17 protein-coding genes are annotated in these 17,810 nt (G+C 73.6%); 4 read left to right on the top strand and 13 right to left on the bottom strand.

Annotation, left to right across the window (positions count from 1 at the left end; genetic code table 11):
• The 6 genes from rbfA to rimP all read right to left on the bottom strand — a co-directional run bounded on the left by rbfA (position 1) and on the right by rimP (position 5,910).
• Positions 1 to 486 (bottom strand): 30S ribosome-binding factor RbfA, encoded by a 486-nt coding sequence (rbfA, locus tag ACLJQM_RS32720; RefSeq protein ID WP_247021066.1) that lies wholly within the window; start codon positions 484 to 486, stop codon positions 1 to 3.
• A gap of 9 nt (positions 487 to 495) precedes the next feature.
• Positions 496 to 789: a DUF503 domain-containing protein gene (locus ACLJQM_RS32715; RefSeq protein ID WP_155545954.1), complete on the bottom strand. Its 294-nt coding sequence runs from the start codon at positions 787 to 789 to the stop codon at positions 496 to 498.
• 81 nt (positions 790 to 870) lie between these two features.
• The gene (gene infB / locus ACLJQM_RS32710) at positions 871 to 3,861 is read right to left on the bottom strand and encodes a translation initiation factor IF-2 (RefSeq protein ID WP_247021064.1); all 2,991 of its coding nucleotides are present in this window, start codon (positions 3,859 to 3,861) and stop codon (positions 871 to 873) included.
• Positions 3,862 to 3,938: 77 nt separating this feature from the next.
• On the bottom strand, positions 3,939 to 4,256 hold the full coding sequence (locus ACLJQM_RS32705) for a YlxR family protein (RefSeq protein WP_410634187.1): 318 nt from the start codon (positions 4,254 to 4,256) through the stop codon (positions 3,939 to 3,941).
• Between the two features lie 77 nt (positions 4,257 to 4,333).
• A complete protein-coding gene (gene nusA / locus ACLJQM_RS32700) occupies positions 4,334 to 5,380 on the bottom strand; it encodes a transcription termination factor NusA (protein ID WP_247021060.1) in 1,047 nt (348 codons plus the stop codon).
• Positions 5,377 to 5,910, bottom strand: a complete 534-nt coding sequence (gene rimP / locus ACLJQM_RS32695; RefSeq protein WP_247021058.1) for a ribosome maturation factor RimP — start codon at positions 5,908 to 5,910, stop codon at positions 5,377 to 5,379. The genes nusA and rimP overlap by 4 nt, the downstream gene beginning before the upstream one ends.
• A gap of 118 nt (positions 5,911 to 6,028) precedes the next feature.
• Here rimP and ACLJQM_RS32690 point away from each other — a divergent pair, with 118 nt between their 5' ends.
• Positions 6,029 to 6,958, top strand: coding sequence for a ferritin-like domain-containing protein (locus ACLJQM_RS32690; RefSeq protein ID WP_360769939.1), 930 nt, complete (start codon positions 6,029 to 6,031; stop codon positions 6,956 to 6,958).
• Position 6,959: 1 nt separating this feature from the next.
• On the opposite strand, the gene ACLJQM_RS32685 is transcribed toward ACLJQM_RS32690, so the two are convergent.
• From ACLJQM_RS32685 to ACLJQM_RS32665, 5 genes are all read right to left on the bottom strand, one after another.
• Positions 6,960 to 7,580: a hypothetical protein gene (locus tag ACLJQM_RS32685; protein WP_360770374.1), complete on the bottom strand. Its 621-nt coding sequence runs from the start codon at positions 7,578 to 7,580 to the stop codon at positions 6,960 to 6,962.
• 88 nt (positions 7,581 to 7,668) lie between these two features.
• The gene (locus ACLJQM_RS32680) at positions 7,669 to 8,682 is read right to left on the bottom strand and encodes an aminotransferase class V-fold PLP-dependent enzyme (protein ID WP_410634186.1); all 1,014 of its coding nucleotides are present in this window, start codon (positions 8,680 to 8,682) and stop codon (positions 7,669 to 7,671) included.
• A gap of 32 nt (positions 8,683 to 8,714) precedes the next feature.
• Positions 8,715 to 9,479 (bottom strand): isocitrate lyase/phosphoenolpyruvate mutase family protein, encoded by a 765-nt coding sequence (locus ACLJQM_RS32675; RefSeq protein WP_410634185.1) that lies wholly within the window; start codon positions 9,477 to 9,479, stop codon positions 8,715 to 8,717.
• Between the two features lie 10 nt (positions 9,480 to 9,489).
• Positions 9,490 to 10,938, bottom strand: coding sequence for a PH domain-containing protein (locus tag ACLJQM_RS32670; RefSeq protein ID WP_410634184.1), 1,449 nt, complete (start codon positions 10,936 to 10,938; stop codon positions 9,490 to 9,492).
• The gene (locus ACLJQM_RS32665; protein ID WP_410634183.1) at positions 10,935 to 11,432 is read right to left on the bottom strand and encodes a PH domain-containing protein; all 498 of its coding nucleotides are present in this window, start codon (positions 11,430 to 11,432) and stop codon (positions 10,935 to 10,937) included. The genes ACLJQM_RS32670 and ACLJQM_RS32665 overlap by 4 nt, the downstream gene beginning before the upstream one ends.
• A gap of 91 nt (positions 11,433 to 11,523) precedes the next feature.
• On the opposite strand from ACLJQM_RS32665, the gene ACLJQM_RS32660 reads away from it, so the two are divergent.
• The gene (locus ACLJQM_RS32660; protein WP_360769925.1) at positions 11,524 to 12,120 is read left to right on the top strand and encodes a TetR/AcrR family transcriptional regulator; all 597 of its coding nucleotides are present in this window, start codon (positions 11,524 to 11,526) and stop codon (positions 12,118 to 12,120) included.
• Positions 12,121 to 12,609: 489 nt separating this feature from the next.
• Here the strand turns inward: ACLJQM_RS32660 and ACLJQM_RS32655 are convergent, their stop codons facing one another.
• Entirely contained in the window at positions 12,610 to 13,263 is a 654-nt protein-coding gene (locus tag ACLJQM_RS32655) for a GOLPH3/VPS74 family protein (protein WP_247021044.1), read from the bottom strand.
• 11 nt (positions 13,264 to 13,274) lie between these two features.
• Positions 13,275 to 14,717 carry an ArnT family glycosyltransferase gene (locus ACLJQM_RS32650; protein ID WP_410634182.1) on the bottom strand — a complete coding sequence of 481 codons (1,443 nt, stop codon included), beginning with the start codon at positions 14,715 to 14,717 and terminating at the stop codon, positions 13,275 to 13,277.
• Between the two features lie 171 nt (positions 14,718 to 14,888).
• Here ACLJQM_RS32650 and ACLJQM_RS32645 point away from each other — a divergent pair, with 171 nt between their 5' ends.
• Together ACLJQM_RS32645 and ACLJQM_RS32640 are read left to right on the top strand one after the other, a co-directional pair.
• Positions 14,889 to 16,127, top strand: coding sequence for a sensor histidine kinase (locus ACLJQM_RS32645; RefSeq protein ID WP_360769917.1), 1,239 nt, complete (start codon positions 14,889 to 14,891; stop codon positions 16,125 to 16,127).
• A complete protein-coding gene (locus tag ACLJQM_RS32640) occupies positions 16,102 to 16,752 on the top strand; it encodes a response regulator (RefSeq protein ID WP_410634181.1) in 651 nt (216 codons plus the stop codon). The genes ACLJQM_RS32645 and ACLJQM_RS32640 overlap by 26 nt, the downstream gene beginning before the upstream one ends.
• Positions 16,753 to 17,810 lie beyond the last annotated feature (1,058 nt).

Below are 17,810 nucleotides of genomic sequence, written 5' to 3'. Positions count from 1 at the left end.
TCAGCCCCGGCTCTCCTCTTCCGCGAACTCGTCGTCTTCGGCGTCTTCGTTCTCTTCGCGAGGCGCCTTGTACGGGTCGGCCTCGCCGGCGTGCTGGGCGCCGGTCGCGCGGCGGGCGACCTCCGCGTCGGCCTCACGGGCCTTCGCGAGGAGGTCTTCGATCCGCTTCGACTCTTCCGGGATCGTGTCCGCGACGAACGTCAGCGTCGGCGTGTAGCGGACGCCGGTGCCCTGCCCGACCTTGGAGCGGAGCATCCCGCGCGCCGATTCGAGCGCGGCGGCGGCGCCGGCGAAGTCCGGGACGGAGTCCAGCTTCTCGCCGAGCACCGTGTAGTACACCGTGGCGTCGTGCAGGTCGCCGGTGACCTTCGTGTCCGTGATGGTCACGTAGTCCAGCCGGGCGTCCTTGACCTCGTGCTCGATCGCGGACGCCACGATCTGCGAGATCCGCTTGGCGAGCTTGCGAGCCCGAGCAGGATCAGCCATGTCTTTCTCCTAGTCTTCTGGACCGAGCAGCCGGCGGCGGGCGGTGAGCAGCTCGAACTCCGGCCGGCTCGCCACGTACCGCTCACACGAGTCGAGCACGTCACGCACGTGCTCGCCACCTTCGGCGACCACGGCCACCCCGATGAGGGTCCGGCGGTGCAGGTCGGTGTGCCCGGCTTCGGCCACCGAAACGGCGAAGCGCTTGCGCACCTCGGCCAGCACCGGACGGACCACGGATCGCTTCTGCTTCAGCGAATGGACGTCGCCGAGCAGGATGTCGAGCTCAAGGGCTCCGACGAACATAGGCAGTTTTGAGGTGGTGTCGTAGGGATGGGAAGACCCCGGGTGTGCGGTGCGAAACCGCACACCCGGGGAACTCACGCGTTACGCGCGGGGCTTCTCGCGCTGCTCGTACGTCTCGATCGAGTCGCCGACCTTGAGGTCGCCGTACGAACCGAGCGTCAGACCGCACTCGTAGCCTTCGCGGACCTCGACCACGTCGTCCTTGAACCGCCGCAGCGAGCTGATCGGCAGGTTCTCCGCGACGACGGTGCCGTCGCGCAGGAGACGGGCCCGGGCGTTGCGCCGGATCTCGCCGGACATGACCAGGCAACCCGCGATCGTGCCGATCTTGGAGGACTTGAAGACCTCGCGAACCTCCGCGCGGCCCAGCTCGACCTCTTCGTACTCCGGCTTGAGCATGCCCTTGAGGGCCTGCTCGATCTCGTCGATCGCCTGGTAGATGACCGTGTAGTACCGGACGTCGACGCCCTCGCGGGTGGCCCGCTCGGTCGCCTTGCCCTGGGCGCGGACGTTGAACCCGAGGACGATCGCGTCGGACGCGGTCGCCAGGTCGATGTCCGACTCGGTCACGCCACCGACACCGCGGTGGACCACGTTCAGCTCGACCTCGTCGCCGACGTCCAGCTGGAGCAGCGAGGCTTCGAGGGCCTCGACCGTACCCGAGTTGTCACCCTTGATGATCAGGTTGAGGCTGTTCGTCTCCTTCAAGGCGGAGTCGAGGTCCTCGAGGCTGACCCGCTTGCGGCGCGACGCGTTGAGCGCGTTGCGCGTACGAGCGGCGCGGCGCTCGGCGATCTGCCGGGCGACGCGGTCCTCGTCGACCACCAGGAAGGTGTCGCCCGCACCCGGCACCGAGGTGAACCCGATGACCTGGACGGGACGCGACGGCAGCGCCTCGGTCACGTCGACGTTGTGCTCGTCGACCATCCGGCGGACGCGGCCGTAGGCGTCACCCGCCACGACCGAGTCACCGACGCGCAGCGTGCCGCGCTGGACCAGGACGGTGGCCACCGGGCCGCGGCCGCGGTCGAGGTGCGCCTCGATCGCGACACCCTGGGCCTCCATGTCCGGGTTGGCCCGGAGGTCCAGAGCGGCGTCGGCGGTCAGCAGGATCGCCTCGAGCAGGCCGTCGATGTTGATGTTCTGCCGCGCGGAGATCTCGACGAACATCGTGTCGCCGCCGTACTCCTCGGCGACCAGGCCGTACTCGGTCAGCTGCTGCCGGATCTTGTCCGGGTTCGCGCCTTCCTTGTCGATCTTGTTGATCGCGACCACGATCGGGGCCTTGGCGGCCTGCGCGTGGTTGATCGCCTCGACCGTCTGCGGCATCACACCGTCGTCGGCCGCCACCACGATCACCGCGATGTCGGTCGAGTTGGCACCACGGGCACGCATGGCGGTGAACGCCTCGTGACCCGGGGTGTCGATGAAGGTGATCAGGCGCGGGTTGCCCTCGAGCTCGGTCTCGATCTGGTACGCACCGATGTGCTGCGTGATGCCGCCGGCCTCGCTCTCGCGGACCTTCGTCTTCCGGATCGTGTCGAGCAGTCGGGTCTTACCGTGGTCGACGTGACCCATGATGGTCACGACCGGCGGCCTGACCTGCAGATCCTCTTCGCCACCGGCGTCGTCGCCGTAGGTGATGTCGAAGGTCTCCAGCAGCTCGCGGTCTTCTTCCTCGGGGCTGACGACCTGAACCGTGTAGTTCATTTCGCCGCCGAGCAGCTCGAGGATGTCGTCCGACACGGACTGCGTCGCGGTGACCATCTCGCCGAGGTGGAAGAGCACCTGCACCAGCGAAGCCGGGTTGGCGTCGATCTTCTCGGCGAAGTCGGTCAGCGAAGCACCCCGCGGCAGCCGGATCGTCTCGCCCTGCCCCTTGGGCAGGCGGACGCCGCCGACGCTGGGCGCCTGCATGTTGTCCATGTACTCCTGGCGCTTCTGCCGCTTCGACTTGCGACCCTTGCGCGAGGGACCACCCGGACGCCCGAAGGCACCCGCCGTGCCGCCACGGCCACCGGGGCCGCCACGGCCACCGCCGCCGCCACGGAAACCGCCGCCGCCCGCCGGGGCACCGGTGCCGCCACCGCCACCCGGACGGAAGCCGCCGCCACCGCCGCCGCCACCGGGACCACCGCGGAAGCCACCGCCACCGCCGCCGCCACCGGGACCGCCGCGGAAACCGCCGCCGCCACCACCGGGACCGCCACGGGCACCGCCACCGGGGCCACCACGGGCACCGCCACCGGGGCCACCACGAGCGCCGCCACCGGGACCGGCGGGACGCTGCGTGCGGCCCGGCATCATGCCGGGGTTCGGCCGCGGGGGCATGTTGCCCGGGCTCGGCCGGTTGCCACCTGCGCCGCCACCGGGCCGCGGGGCCGGGCGGTCACCCGAGCCCTGGCCGCCACCGGGCCGCGGCGGACGGTTGTCGCCGCCCTGGCCGGGGCCGCCACCGGGGCGCGGGCCCTGCGGGCGCGGCGGAGCGCCGGAACCGACGCCGAAGGGGTTGTTGCCGACCCGCGGGGTGCGCGGACCGGGCTTGGGGCCGCCGGGCTTGGGGCCCTGCGGCTTCGGCGGGACGACCGAGCCGGTGCCCGGTGCGGGCGGCGCGGCGGGGGTGTCCTGCTGGGGCGCGGCAGGAGCTTCGGCCTTCGCGGCCGGGACCTGCTGCTGGGGTGCGGGCGTCGCCGGGCGCGGGCCGGGCCGCGGACCGGGGCGCTGCCCCGGCGAAGCCGGCTTCGACGCCGCGGGCGCCTGCTGCTGGGGCGCGGCCGGAGCCGACGCGGCCGGAGCCGGAGCCTCCTTGGCCGCCGGAGCCTGCTGGGCAGGCGCGGGGGGCTTCGGGGCGGCGGGCTTGGCCGGCGGGCCGGGGCGCGCCGACGGGCCCGGGGTGGGCTTCTTGGCGCCCTTGGGGGCGTACGCGTCGCGGAGACGGCGGGCGACGGGCGCCTCGACCGTGGATGACGCGGACTTGACGAACTCGCCCTGTTCCTTCAACTTCGCGAGAACGTCCTTGCTGGTGATGCCGAGCTCCTTCGCGAGCTCGTGTACGCGGGCCTTGCCTGGCACAACTCTCCTCATCTAGGGGAGGCCAGGCGGATACCCGCTGACCTCGTCCTTATTGTCTGACGCTCATGGCTTCAGCTTCACGGCTGACTCATGACGGGTCGACCTGCTTCCTTGATTCCTCGCGAACCCGGGAGCATCCCGGTTTCGTGGTGCGGAGTGGTGAGCCCGACGTGCTCGCGGACCTCGCGGGCGTCGAGCGCCCCCGTCGCCCGCAGGGCTCTGGGGAAGGCCCGCCGCCGTTCGGCCTTGGCCAGGCAGTCCGGGTCGGGGTGCAGCCAAGCCCCCCGGCCCGGCAGCCGCCGACGTTCGTCGACGACCACCCGCCCGGCCACCGCGACCACGCGCAGCAGCTCACCGATCAAGGCCCGCCGCTTGCAGCCGACACAAGTCCGCACCGGGGAAATCCGGTGGGGCTGGTGCTCGGCTACCCGCCGCGGGCGTTGAACCGCTCCTGAGTCTAGCGCTTCGACCTTCACTCAGCCGAACCGGTTGTCGCGGCGGGCCGCGTCGGACCGGCGTGGTCTTGATCACCCTCGTCGTCGGCCGGTGCGGCGTCGCTGCGGATGTCGATCCGCCAGCCGGTCAGACGGGCGGCAAGCCGGGCGTTCTGGCCCTCCTTGCCGATCGCCAGCGACAGCTGGAAGTCCGGCACCACGACGCGGGCGGTCTTCGCCCGCTCGTCCACCACTCGGACCGATACAACCTTGGCGGGCGACAGCGCATTCCCGACGAAGCGGGCCGGATCCTCCGAGAAGTCGATGATGTCGATCTTCTCACCGGCCAGCTCGCTCATCACGTTGCGCACGCGCGCGCCGACCGGGCCGATGCAGGCGCCCTTGGCGTTGACGCCCGCCACGGTGGACTTGACCGCGATCTTCGTGCGGTGCCCCGGTTCGCGCGCGATGGCGGCGATCTCGACGGTCCCGTCGGCGATCTCCGGCACCTCGAGCGCGAACAGCTTGCGCACCAGGTTGGGGTGCGAGCGCGAGAGCGTGATCTGCGGGCCGCGGTTGCCGCGCGAAACGGTGACCACGTACGCCTTGATCCGGCTGCCGTGCTCGTAGGACTCCCCCGCGACCTGCTCGGCCGACGGCAGCACGCCCTCGGTGTCGCCCACCTGGACCACGACCATGCCGCGGGCGTTGGCGCGGGCGTCGCGCTGGATCACGCCGGCGACGATCTCGCCCTCCTTGGTGGAGAACTCGCCGAAGGTCTTCTCGTGCTCGGCGTCGCGCAGCCGCTGCAGGATGACCTGGCGCGCGGTGGTGGCGGCGATCCGGCCGAACCCCTCCGGGGTGTCGTCCCACTCCTCGTCGACCTGGCCGTCGTGGGTCAGCGTGTGCGCGAGCACGCGGACCAGGCCGCTCTTCTTGTCGATGTCGATGCGGGCGTGCGGCTGGTGCCCCTCGGTGTGCTTGTACGCGGTGAGCAAGGCCGTTTCGATGGCCTCGATCACCGTTTCGAAGGGGATGTCCTTGTCCCGTTCGATCGCCCGCAGCGCGGCGATGTCGACGTTCACTTCGACCCCTTCTCCGTCTCGGCGGCGATCATGCCGGACGCGTCGTCTTCGAGCAGTTTCAGGTCCTCGGCGGGCGGCTGCTTGAACTCGATCTCCACGACCGCCTTCGCCACGTCGGCGTAGCGGACGTCGCGGAACTTGCCGCCTTCGAGGACGCGGGCGGCGTCCGCGCCCGCGTGGCCGACCCGGCCGATGAAGGCCGTGCCGTCGGCCGGGGTGATCTTCACCAGCCGGTACCGCGCGCGCCGCCAGTGCCGGGCCTGGGTGAGCGGGCGGTCGAGCCCCGGTGAAGTGACCTCCAGCGTGTAGGCGCTCGCCAGCACGTGGTCGTTTTCGTCGAGCGCCGCCGACACCTTGCGGCTGACCTCGGCGACCTCGTCCAGCCCGACCCCGTCGTCGGCGTCGACGACGACCTTGACCAGCTGCCGCCGGCCGGCCTGCTGCACCTCGAACGAATCGAGGTCGAAACCCGCGGCGGTGACGGCTTCGGCCACTATCGGCTGGAGCCGGCTGGCGAGTTCTCCTGGCACGTGGGGGTCTCCTTGTTCGGACTGGGTGGTCGGGTCGGTGGTGGACCAGCTTATCCGGTCGCCCGCTCGGGCCGCGCGAGCGGCGGGGGCGGCCGGGGGCCTGGCAGGATGGGCCGACGTGACCGGAAGACCGACCGACCTGACCCGTCGTGCCGCCCTCCGCGCGGGGGCGCTGGCCGTGCTGGCCGTCCCGCTCGCCGCTTGCGGGCCCGGCTACGACGAAACCCCCGACCCGCTGCAGCCGCTGCTGGCCGCCGCCGACGCGGACGCCGCGGCCGCCAAGGCCCTCGCCAAGGGCGACGACGCCGCCGGGCAGCTCGCCGCCGCCCGTGCGGCGCACGCGGCCGCGCTCAAGTCCGAAGTGGACCGCTTGAACCGGCCGAAACCCTCGTCGTCGGCCGCCCCGCCCGCTCCGGCGGCGCTGGGCGACCTCAAGGACCGGCTGGCGGCGGCCCGCAAGCAGGCCGAAGACCTCGTCGGGGGCCTGCCGCGCTACCGCGCCGGGCTGGTCGCCGCGGTGGCGGCGGGCTGCGCGGCGCTGCAGCGCATCGACCCCGCGCTGGGCCCGGGCGAGGACGCGCCGAAGGTGGGTGTCGCACCCGGGGGCGCGGTGCCCGCGGAAGCGGTGGACCCGCTGCAGACCGCGCTGGCCGCCGAGCACGCCGCCGTCTGGGTGTACGGCCTGGTCGGCGCGTTCCTGCCGGCCGACTTCGGCGACGGCGAGAAGAGCGGCGCGGCGGAGCACGCCCTGCGCCGGGACTACCTGCAGACGACGCTGGCGGCGTCGGGGGCGACCCCGGTCGCGCCCGAAGCCGCGTACGTGCCGAAGAACCCGGTGACGGACACGAAGTCGGCGTCCCAGGTCGTCGCGACGGCCGAGGCGGACTGCGCGTCGGCGTGGCTGGCGGTGGTGAACCACACCGACGACGCCGGCTTGCGGACGACGGCGCTGCACGCGCTGGTCGCGGCCTCCCGCCGCGGCACCCCGTGGCGTTCGGAGGCGGGCGAGAAGCCGACGGCGATCGCGATGCCGGGCCAGGCCGGCTAGCTCAGGAGTGGAGGTCCGCCGACAGGCGCAGGGCGTCGTCGGCGATCTTCTCGATCAGGGCCTTGTCGGTGTGCTTCTCGTAGAAGTCGGCGAGCACGATCACCGTGTTCGTGCCGTCGACCTTCGAGGCGTACGCCGAGTTCTTGCCGCTCACGCTCGGGGTTCCGGTGCCGGCGAAGGTCTTGTCGCGCACCAGGTCCGTGACGTTGCCGGTACCGTCCTGCTCGGTCAGCGCCTTGAGCGCCTTGGCCTTCGACGAGTCCGGCATGCCGACCACGACCACCGAGACCAGGGCCTTCTGCCCGCCCGTCTCGGTCGTGTACAGCGCGCGGACCAGCGACTGGCACGGGTTGTCCTGGAAGAACTCCTTGGTCTTGCCGTAGGAGGTCGCCGGGCAGTCGTCCGAGCGCTCCGGGCCGGCGACCTTGGTGAACTGGTAGGCCCCCGTGCTCGGGGACGGCGGCTGCGCGACCGGCTCGTCCGGCGTCGAGTCGTGCCTGATCAGGAACCACAGCAGCCCGGCGACGACGGCGATCGCGACCAGCCCGGCGCCCCTGAGCAGCAGGGACCGGGTGTCGCGCGCCGGCGGCCCCGGCGCCGGGGGGCGGGGCTGCGGGGGCACCGCGCCCAGCGGGGCCGTGTCGGACGGGCCTGGGGTGAAACGAGCACCAACCACGGGGCCATACGGTAGTTCACCGCCCGCGCGGCGTTCACTCGAATGCGTGTAAAACGCGTTCGACGTCGTCAACGGTGTTGTAGAGGTGGAAGCCGACCCGCACCCGGCCGCCGCGGACGCTCGCCGCGATCCCGGCCGAGGCCAGCCGCCCGGGATCGGCGTCGAGCGCCACGATCGCGGTGCCGCGCGGGGTCAGCCCGAGCTTCTCCAGCAGCGCGTCGGCGAGCCCGGTGTTGTGCGCGCGGACCTGCGCCAAGTCCACCCCATCGAGGTACTCCAGCGCCGCCGCGGCGCCGACCTGGGCCAGCCACACCGGCGAGAGGTCGAACGCCCGCGCATCGCCGGCCAGGCGCAGCGGGAGGCCGTAGACGGTGGTCCACGGGTCCTCCCCCGCGTACCAGTTCGCCGCGACCGGCCGGGTGCGCTCGTGCGCGTCCGGCCGCACGTAGAGCCACGCGCTGCCGCGGGGCGAAAGCAGCCACTTGTACCCCGCCGCGACCACCCAGTCGGCCCAGGCGACGTCCAGGGGCAGCCAGCCCACCGCCTGCGTGGCGTCCAGCAGCACCGCCGCCCCGGCGGCCTCGGCCGCCGCGCGCAGGGCCGGGAGGTCGGCGATCCGGCCGTCGGCGGACTGGACGACGCTCACCGCCACGACGTCGTGGCCCTCGACCCGCCCGGCCAGCCGCTCCAGCGGCACTTCGGTCACCGTGACGCCCGGGTTCGCCGCGAACGGGAACGTGACGCTGGTGAAGTCGCCCTCGGCGGCGAGGACGCGGGTGCCGGCGGGCAGGGCCGCGGCGACGTTGGCGATGAGCTGCGAGGCCGACGCCCCGATCGCGACCCGCTCGGCGTCGACGCCGAGCAGCCGCGCGAACCCGGCCCGCGAGCGCGTGACGTACGGGTCGAACTCGCCCGGGCGGGTCGCGCCGGTCCGCCACCGCTCGACCGACTCCGCGACGGCTTCGGCCACCGGCGCGGGCGGGATGCCCACGCTGGGCGTGTTCAGGTAGCCGGGCGGGACGGCGAAGTCGGTTCCGAAGGCACGCATGCCTCCGACTCAAGCAGAAAGGGGCAAGCCGATTACGGCAGCAGCGCGGTGACCTCGGCGTAGGACGGCGGGCTCAGCGGCAGGTCACGGCCGTCGCGCACGGCCAGCGCGGTTTCGGCGGCGGCCGCGAGGGCCATCCGGTACGGCAGCGAGCCGAGGCTGATCCGCGCGACGCCCAGCTCGGCCAAGCCGGCCGCGGTGACCTTCCCGGGCAGGAACAGCAGGTTGAGCGGGAGCCCGGCGGCGACGATCCGCTCGACGTCGGCCGGCTCGGCGAGGCCGGGCACGAACACGCCGTCCGCGCCCGCGCCCGCGTACGCCCGCACCCGCCGCTCGGCTTCGGCGATCGACCGGTCGCCCGCCCAGTGCGTGTCCGTCCGCGCGTTGACGAACAGCCCCGGCACGCGCTCCTTCACGGCCGTGACCAGCGCGCACTGGACGTCGACGGGCGCCGGCGAACCGTCCGCGCGGCCGTCTTCGAGGTTGACGCCGACGGCACCGGCGGCGGCCAGTTCTCCGGCCAGGTCGGCGACGGCGGCCGGGTCCGCGCTGAAGCCGTCGGCGATGTCGACGCTCACCAGCGCGTCCAGCCGGGTCAGCCGGGCGGCGAGGGCGACGGTCGCGGCCCGCGTCGACGGCGCGCCGTCCGGTTCCCCCGCCGCCGCGGACACGCCGAGGCTCGTCGTGCCGAGCGCGCGGAAGCCCTGCGCGGCGAGGAACGCGCCGACGCCGAACTCCCACGCGTTCGGCAGCAGCAGCGGGGACCCGGGGACGTGCAGGGCACGGAATTCGTCCATGCCCCCGAACCTAGGTCCGCGACGCTTCGGCGGGTACCGAAGCGAACGGCGCCAGGATCCCCGGGACCGCCGCCGCCGCGAACTCGAGTCCTTCGCCGGCGTCGGCGTCGAAGATCGAGTAGGCGCCCGTGCCCGCCGCCGTGGTCGCGGTGAAGGTCGCGAGCCCGCGGCGGCGCTGGAACACCGACTGCTTCACGGTCCAGCCGATCACCCCGTCCCGCGCCAGCACCGCCGTGCTGCGCCGGACCGTGCCCGCGCGCAGCACCAGGTAGCGGCCGCGCGCGCCGTGCCCGAGGCCGCGGTGGGCGTCCACGGCGAGCAGGACCGCCACGGGCAGCGCGACGACGGCGAGGGCCCCGCCCAGCACGAGCAGGACGTCGGTGAGCAAGGCGCCGAGCACCAGCAGGGCCAGCACCGGCACCAGCGCGGTCAGCAGGGCCCAGCGCAGCCGGCGGCCACGGGCGGCCCGCGGGTGCGCCACCAGCGGGACGTCCGTGGCGGGCTCGCCCAGCACCCGCGCGGCGACGGCCACGGCCACCGCCCGCGGGGCCGCCGGTAGCAGCGTCTTGGATTCGGTCTTGTCGTCGTCGCGCTTCACGCCGGTGGCGATGGCGTCGACGCGTGCGGCGCCGGCGAGCCGGGCCCCGAGCGGCTCGACGAGCTCGACCCCGCGCAGGCGCCGCTCCTCGAGGGTGACCGACCGGGTCGTCAGCAGGCCGCGGCGGACGCGCAGGGTGCCGCCGGGTTCGCGGTCCAGCCGGTAGTGCCACCACATCTCGGCGAACAGGCCCGCGGCGCCGGCCACGCCGAGGACGACCGCCAGGACCAGCAGGAGCAGGACGCTGGCGGCGAGCGGGAGGTCGCCGAAGCGGTCCAGCAGCCAGTTCAGCAGGCCGCCGCCGGCCCCGAACCAGTCCGCGACCTTGAACAGCGCGCCGAACGCGGACAGGCCGAGCGCCGGCGCGACGAACGAGACCGGCGCGTACCGGATCCAGCGCGGGTCGAGGCTCGCCAGCGAGCCGTCGGTGCGCTCGGTGGCCGGGACGCGGTGCAGCAGCTCGGTGCGCAGCGCTTCGGCGTCCGCCCTGGCCAACGGGCCGAGCGCGATCTCGGCCCGCTGCCCGGTGCCGATGGTCAGCACCGCGACGCCGAACACGCGGTGCAGCGGGTGGGCCGTCAGGTCAACGGTGCGGATCCGTTCGCGCGGCGAGGACTTGCGCGTGTGGGCGAGGAACCGGAACTCGAGCTCCAGCCGCTCGGGCGTGCAGCGGTACCGGGTGAACCGCCAGCGGACGAAGTCGGCGAGCACGCCGGCCCCGACGAAGAGGACGGCCGCCGGGACCGGCCACAGTGACCACGCCCCGATCGCGATCGGGACGCCCGCCGAGACGGCGATCCCCGCCGTGACGAGCGCGGTGACGCCGAGGGTGCGCCGGTCGAGCCGGCGCCACTCGCTCACGTCGCGTCCCCGGGCGTGGCTTCGGTGCGGTCGGTCAGCCGCTCGGCGACGTCCGCGGCGACCTGCGCGTCGAGCCCACGGAGCTTGACCGCGCCGCGCGCCGACGCCGTGGTCACGGTGACCGTGGCGAGCCCGAAGCGCTGCTGCAGCGGCCCGCGCAGCGTGTCGACGGTCTGGACGCGCGAGAGCGGCGCCACCCGCCACTCCTGCCAGAGGAAGCCCGACCGGACGTAGACGGCGGTGCCGGTGATCTCCCAGCGGTGCAGGCCGAACCACCAGACCGGCAGGACCGCGCACCAGGCCACGCCGAGCACCGCGAGCACGGCGGCCGGGCCGAGCAGCCAGCACGCGGCGGGCGGGATCAGCACGCCGAGCAGGGCGAGCACGAGCACGGCCGGGCCGAACACGAGCGCCCACTGCGTGCGCCACCAGCCGATCGCCCGGCGATCGAGCGCGTTGCGCGGCGGCCTCAGCCGCACCACACCGTCAGACACGGATACCCCCGAGGTTGTTTTACAATGCGACCGCATCGTAACGGCGGACGCCGGGTCTTCGCAATGCGATCGCATGACAACGGGAGCGGACGTGCCGAAACAGGTGGATCACGAGCAGCGCCGAGTGCAGATCGCGGAGGCGCTCCAGCGGCTGACCACGAGAGCCGGCCTGGAAGGCGTCAGCCTTCGCCACGTCGCCGCCGAAGCGGGCATGTCCATGGGATCGGTGCAGCACTACTTCAAGACCAAGGACGAAATGCTGCGGTTCGCCCTGGCGCACCGGCACAAGCTGCGCAGCGAGCGGATCACGGCGAAGGTGCTCGCCGAGGGACCGCCGACCCCGCGCTCGATCCTGCGCGCGTGCCTGGTCGAGGTCCTGCCGCGCGACCCGGACAGCGAGGGCGACTTCCTGATGGGCGTCGCGTACTTCATCCGCGCGGTCGCCGACCCGGCGATGTCGAAGGTCTTCGGCGAAGGCATGCCCGAACTGCTGGCGTTCTTCGCCGACCAGGTCCGCCAGGCCCAGGAAGCGGGCGACGTCCCGGCGTGGGCCGACCCCGCGACGGAGGCGGCGATCCTGTGGGCCCTCGCGGACTCGCAGGGCTCGGAAATCCTGATGGGACACCGGACACCGGCCGAGGCAGTGGCCACAGTGGACTACTACCTCGGCCGGCTGTTCACCGGCTGACGCCAGCGAGCCCCCTCGGCTCCCTGGCACCGGCCGGCCCCCGCGGAGCGAAACGCCGTGGAGGACGCCCGCACCGCAGCCCATCGCGCGGCGGCACCGCTGCGGTAGTGCTGCCGCCCCGGCCGCACTTCCGCCGCCATGCGGGCCGCATTCACCTGCGCGGCAACGGCTCCGCCGCTTCCCCGCGGCGGCACCGCTCAGCCACCGCCCGAGACCGCCACGCGAACCCCATCCCGGCAGCGGCACCGCTCTCCCGCGACCGCCGCCGGCCGCATCCACCTCCCGCGGCGGCACCGCATTCACCTGCGCCGCACCGGCTCCGCCGCTTCCCCGCGGCGGTACCGCTCAGCCGCGACCGCCGCCGGCCACATCCACCTCCCGCGGCGGCACCGCATTCACCTGCGCCGCACCGGCTCCGCCGCTTCCCCGCGGCGGTACCGCTCAGCCGCGACCGCCGCCGGCCACATCCGCCTCCCGCGGCGGCACCGCTCAGCCGCCACCCCCACCGCCGCCCGACGCCGCCGAGATCGCCGCCGCGCGGGCCGCGTTCACCTCGCGGATCACCTTGCGCAGGGCCGGAACCGCCGCGCCCGCCTGCTCCTCCAGCTGCGCGATCCGCGCCTTGTGCCGCCGCCGTTCCGCGCGCGGGAGCACCGCGCCCAGCTCGACCGCCGCGGCCAACGCCGTCAGAGCCGCCACCGCCGGGGGCACCTCGCCGGTGCTCCGCAGCGCCGACGCCACCTCGTCGTGCAGCGCGGCCGCCTCGGCGCGGTCGCGGACCTCCGGGCGGCGGCGCGGGAACAACCCCAGCACCCGCGACGTCCGCAGCGTGATCACCCCGGCCGCGTCGAGCTGCGCTTCCAGGGATTCGAGCGTGCCACGGGCGCCGCGGCGGACCCGGGCGCGCCACTTGCGGTGCGGGTCCGCGGCCAGCTCGACGAGCAGGTCGTCGAGCACCAGGTGCCCGGTGCCGCCGGCGCCGGTGACGACCGGGCGGCCGCCGTCGTCGGCGACCAGGCCGCGCAGCACCAGGTCCGTCAGCGCCGCCGCGCGGACCAGCAGCGCCACGCGCTCGCGGTCCGGCAGCCGGTCCCGCCGGGTGTCGCAGGCGAGCAGGTACGCCCGTGCGGGCAGGGAAAGCATCGTCGTTCTCCTCACTGCCGCTTCAGCGCGGGCCAGATGTCCCGCCACGGCGCCGTCCGGCCGTCGTATTCCCACAGCAGTCCGTCGACCACCGTCGTCTCGTGCGCGAAGTACGGCCGCAGCAGGCCGGGGTCGAAGCCCAGGAACAGCACCGCGTCGGCCGTTTCCGGCGGCGGCCCGAAGTACCAGTACCCGCGGTGTCCACTGTAGACACGGTGGATGCCGGACGGCGGACCGTAGAACTCCGTCACCGCCGCGAACGGGTAGATCTCGGCGTACACCGCGGTCCGCGCCCGGACGTCCGCGGGCAGGGCCGCGTACGCCTGCCCGACCGCCTTCGCCAGTTCCTGCTGCGGCAGCTCCCCCTGCGCGAACGTGCTGCCGAGCAGGAACGGCCCGTACGACGTCCGCGCCGTCGCCGGCCACACCGGCAGCGCGGCGAGCGTGACGACGGCCGACACCGCGAACACCGGCCACACCACCGCTTTCCACCACCGGACCAGGTTCCGCCTGCTGAGCTCGGTGGCCGCGGCCGCGAACGGCACCGCGTACAGCCCCATGACGTAGTTGGCTCGGCCGTGCATGACCAGCACGGCCACCGACACCACCAGCGCCGCGACGCCGAGGTACCGGTACGGCCGCAGTTCGGGCGAGCGCAGCAGCCGCCAGACCCCGTAGAGCAGCGCGAGCACGCCGGCCCCGACCCCGGCGCCGAGCAGCGCGTCCCGCGCGAAGCCGCCGTAGCCGGGGAATTCCGCCGCGACGACGTCACTCATGTGGGTGTACGGCCAGCCGTGGGTGGCCTGCCAGACCAGCGTCGGCAGCGTGGCCACGACCGCGATCGCGGCGCCCAGCCAGAGCTTCGGCCGGGTGAGCAGCTCCCGCGGGCCCAGCCACAGCGCGGCGAGCAGCACCGCCGCCCAGAGCGCGGGGATCAGGAACTTCGTCTCCAGCGACACCGCCGTCACGACGCCGGCCCAGACGAGCAGGCCGTCGCGGCGGGTGCGGGTCCAGCGGACCAGCAGCCACGTGACGACCGTCCAGAGGAACGGGTCGAGCACGTAGGTGGCCAGCCAGTGGCTCGCGATGACGATGCCGGAGGTCGCGTAGCACGCGGCCGCCATCACCTGGGCGCCGCGGCCGCCGCCGAACTCGCGGGCGATCAGCGCCGTGACGACCACCCCGGCGGCCGCGGCCAGCGTCATCGGCAGGCGCAGCACGACGAGCGAGTCCGGCGCGAGCCAGTCCATCGCCGCCGCCAGCGCCGGGATGAGCGGTGGCTGGTCGAAATACCCCCAGTCCAGGTGATCTCGACCGGCCACCAGGAAGTAGAGCTCGTCGAACCCGCCGGCGTAGCGCCCGCTGGTCAGCAGCAGCGCGAGCCCGGCCAGTCCCGCGACCACGAGCACCGGGCCCGTGGCGAACGTCGTCTTCGGTCGCGTCAGGACAGTCATCGTTTCTTCCCCCCTTCGCCGTGGTGTCCCCAGTCCACCGGTTCGCCGGGACCCCGCGAAAGCGGACGAGGGTGGTGATCGCGGCGCCGAAGGTTGCGGGCTCCGGGGGCGGCCCGCAACTTTGGTTGTCATCCGGGCGCGGCGGGCTCGCGCGGCGGTTACCGTGACCGCGTGACCACCGCCCGGCGGCCGTTGTGGCCGAGCCGCTCCGACGCCTACTGGCTGTTCTTCGCCGCGTTCGCGTTCGCCGGGCTGAACGCGCTCTTCTTCGCGCTGGGCGACCGGACGTCGGGGGCGCTCGGCCCGGCGGCCGGGCTGGTCCTGCAGGTGGTCTGCGACTGCACGCTGGTGCTGTTGTTCCGGTTCCCGGTCCAGGTGTGCGCGTTCGTCACGGCGGCGGCGTTCGCGATGCTGGCGTCCGACCTGTTCGCGCCCGGTCTGCTGGTGCCGGTCAACCCGCTCGCGCTGCTGACCGTCCCGACGATCGCCCCGGTGATCCTTTCGCAGGCGGCGCGGGTGCTGGACCGGCGGACCGTGCTGTGGGTCGCCGGGATCCTGGCCGTCGTGGCCGCGCGGCCGTGGACACCGAGCTGGGCGGTGACGCCGTTCGGACTGCTCAGCACGGCGCTGCCGGCCCTGGTTTCGCTGTACTTCGAAGCGCGGCGCCAGCTGCTGCAGTCGCTGCGCGACCGCGCGGAACGCGCCGAGCGCGAGCAGCACCTGCTCGCCGAGCAGGCCCGCGCGGAGGAACGGCGGCGCCTCGCGGGCGAGATGCACGACGTCGTCACGCACCGGCTCAGCCTGATGGTGCTGCACGCCGGCGCGCTGGGCGTGACGTCGGCCGAGCCGGCGGTCCGGACGGCGGCGGAGGACATCCGCCGCGAGGGCGCCCAGGCGCTCGACGAGCTGCGCGACCTGGTCGGCGTCCTGCGCAACGGCACGGAGGTCGTGGGCGCCCGGACGCTCAGCCCGGCCGAGCCCGGCGACCCGGCGCGCTTGGTGGAGGAGTCCCGTTCGGTCGGCGTGACGACGGAGCTGCTGGTGGACGGCGACCCGGCCCGGCTGTCCCCGACGGTCGCGCGCACGGCGTTCCGGCTGGTCCAGGAGGCACTGACGAACGTGCGCAAGCACGCACCGGGCGCGTCGGCGACGGTTTCCCTGCACTACCGCGAAGCCGGCCTGGACATCTTGATCACCAACACGGCGGCGGCCCGCCCACCCGACCCGGCCCTGGCCACGAGCGGCTCCGGAGCAGGCCTGGCGGGCCTGCGCCAGCGGGTGGAGCTGGTCGGCGGCCGCTTCGAGGCAGGCCCAGCCCCCGGCGGCGGCTTCCGGGTCGGTGCGATACTGCCCGCCTACGTACCGACGGCGGAAGGCACGCACTGTGATCCCGGTGCTCGTGGTCGATGACGAGCCGATGGTGTGCGCCCACCTGCGCACGATCCTGGGTTCGGCGGGCGACATCGAGGTGGTGGCACAGGCCGCCGACGGCGCGGAAGCGGTCGAGGCCGTGATCCGCCACCGGCCGCGCGTGGTGTTGATGGACCTGCGCATGCCGGGCGTGGACGGTCTCACGGCGATCGCCCGGATCACAGCCATGCCCGACCCGCCCGCGGTGGTGGCGCTGACCACGTTCGATGCGGACACGTACGTCATCCGGGCTTTGCGCGCGGGAGCGGCGGGGTTTTTGGTGAAGTCGACACCGCCGGAGGATCTGATCGGCCTGGTCCGGGTAGCGGCGGACGGTCATACGGTGCTGTCACCGTCGGCGGCGCGTCGGTTGGTGGCGTTGTCTTCGGATGGGCGTGAGCGTGGCGAGGATGCTCGGCGGCGGACTTCGGGGCTCACCGATCGGGAGCGCGATGTGCTGGCGTGCCTGGGTGAGGGACTGTCCAATGCGGACATCGCGGGCCGGTTGCACCTGGCTGAGGCTACGGTGAAGAGTTATGTGTCGCGGATGCTGGTGAAGCTGGAGTGTGCTAACCGGACGCAGGCGGGGTTGCTGGCCCATGAGGCTGGTTTGGTGGTCCGGTAGGGAGTGTTGACTTCGTTGCGGGCGCGGTGGCCGACCTGGTCGATGTGGCTCCTGGCGGTTGCGGGGGTCGGTGCGGCGTTGTCGTGGGTGCGCGCTCGCCGCGGGAACCTCGGCAGTGACGGACCCAGTCGGCGCGGGGACGGGCGCCCGCTGCGATCCCGTCGGTTGCGGTGATCGGCTGACTCGGGGATCGCTGCGGATGCGCGCCCGCGGCGGGAACCTCGGCGATGACGGCGGCCGGTAGGTGCTCTGTCGACTGCGGGCATTGGCGGGCGAGCAGCAGCGGCGGACACTGCTGGGGCGGACAGCACTCGCGGCGGGAGCGGGCAGCACCCGGGCGGACAGTGCTGAGGTGGGAGTGCGGCGGCGGGCATTGCTGGTGGGCGGCTTGGGGCCGACAGCGCTCGGGCGGAATCTGCACGGCCGGCCAACGCTGAGCAGCACCGCTGAAGTCGGCAGCGCCCGGGTGGCAAGCACTGGGGCGAGCAGCGGTGGGCGGGCGCTGCCGGGGCGGACAGCACTCGGGGCGAGCACCGCTGGACCGGGTAGGCACCGGGTGGTCGGGCGGGTAGCACTGGGGCGGGCAGCGCCCGGTGACAGTGCTCAAGCGGGCAGCGCTGCGGCGGGCAGCACCCGAAGACAGTGCTCAAGAAGACAGTACTCAAGCGGGCAGCAGCCGAGGACGACACTCGGCCGGTAGAGCTGGGACGGCAGCGCTCGGGGACACCACTCGGGCGAGTAGCGCCCAAGAACAGTGCTCGGGCGGAGCAGCACCCGCGGACAAGGCTCGGCCGGTAGAACTCGAACGGCAGCGCTCGGGGACACCACTCGGGCGAGTAGCGCTGGGCGGGCAGCGCCCAAGGCCAGTGTTCGGGCGGGTAGCACTGGAGTGGGCAGCGCTCCGGGGCGCTGCTCGGGCGAGTAGCGCTGGGCGGGCGATGGCCGTCGGATGCCGAATGAGTACGGCGTGGGGCCGGGGGTGGAAGGCGATTGGTGGTCGCCGGGGAGTGTTGGCGGAGGCCCGTCGTAGGGGCGTGGGTGTAGGCCCGTAACCAATG

Source organism: Amycolatopsis sp. cmx-4-83, from assembly GCF_046548815.1.
Taxonomy (GTDB): domain Bacteria; phylum Actinomycetota; class Actinomycetes; order Mycobacteriales; family Pseudonocardiaceae; genus Amycolatopsis; species Amycolatopsis pretoriensis_A.
Note: the sequence above shows the minus strand (reverse complement) of the source record. Positions and strands in the feature narration are given on the sequence as shown.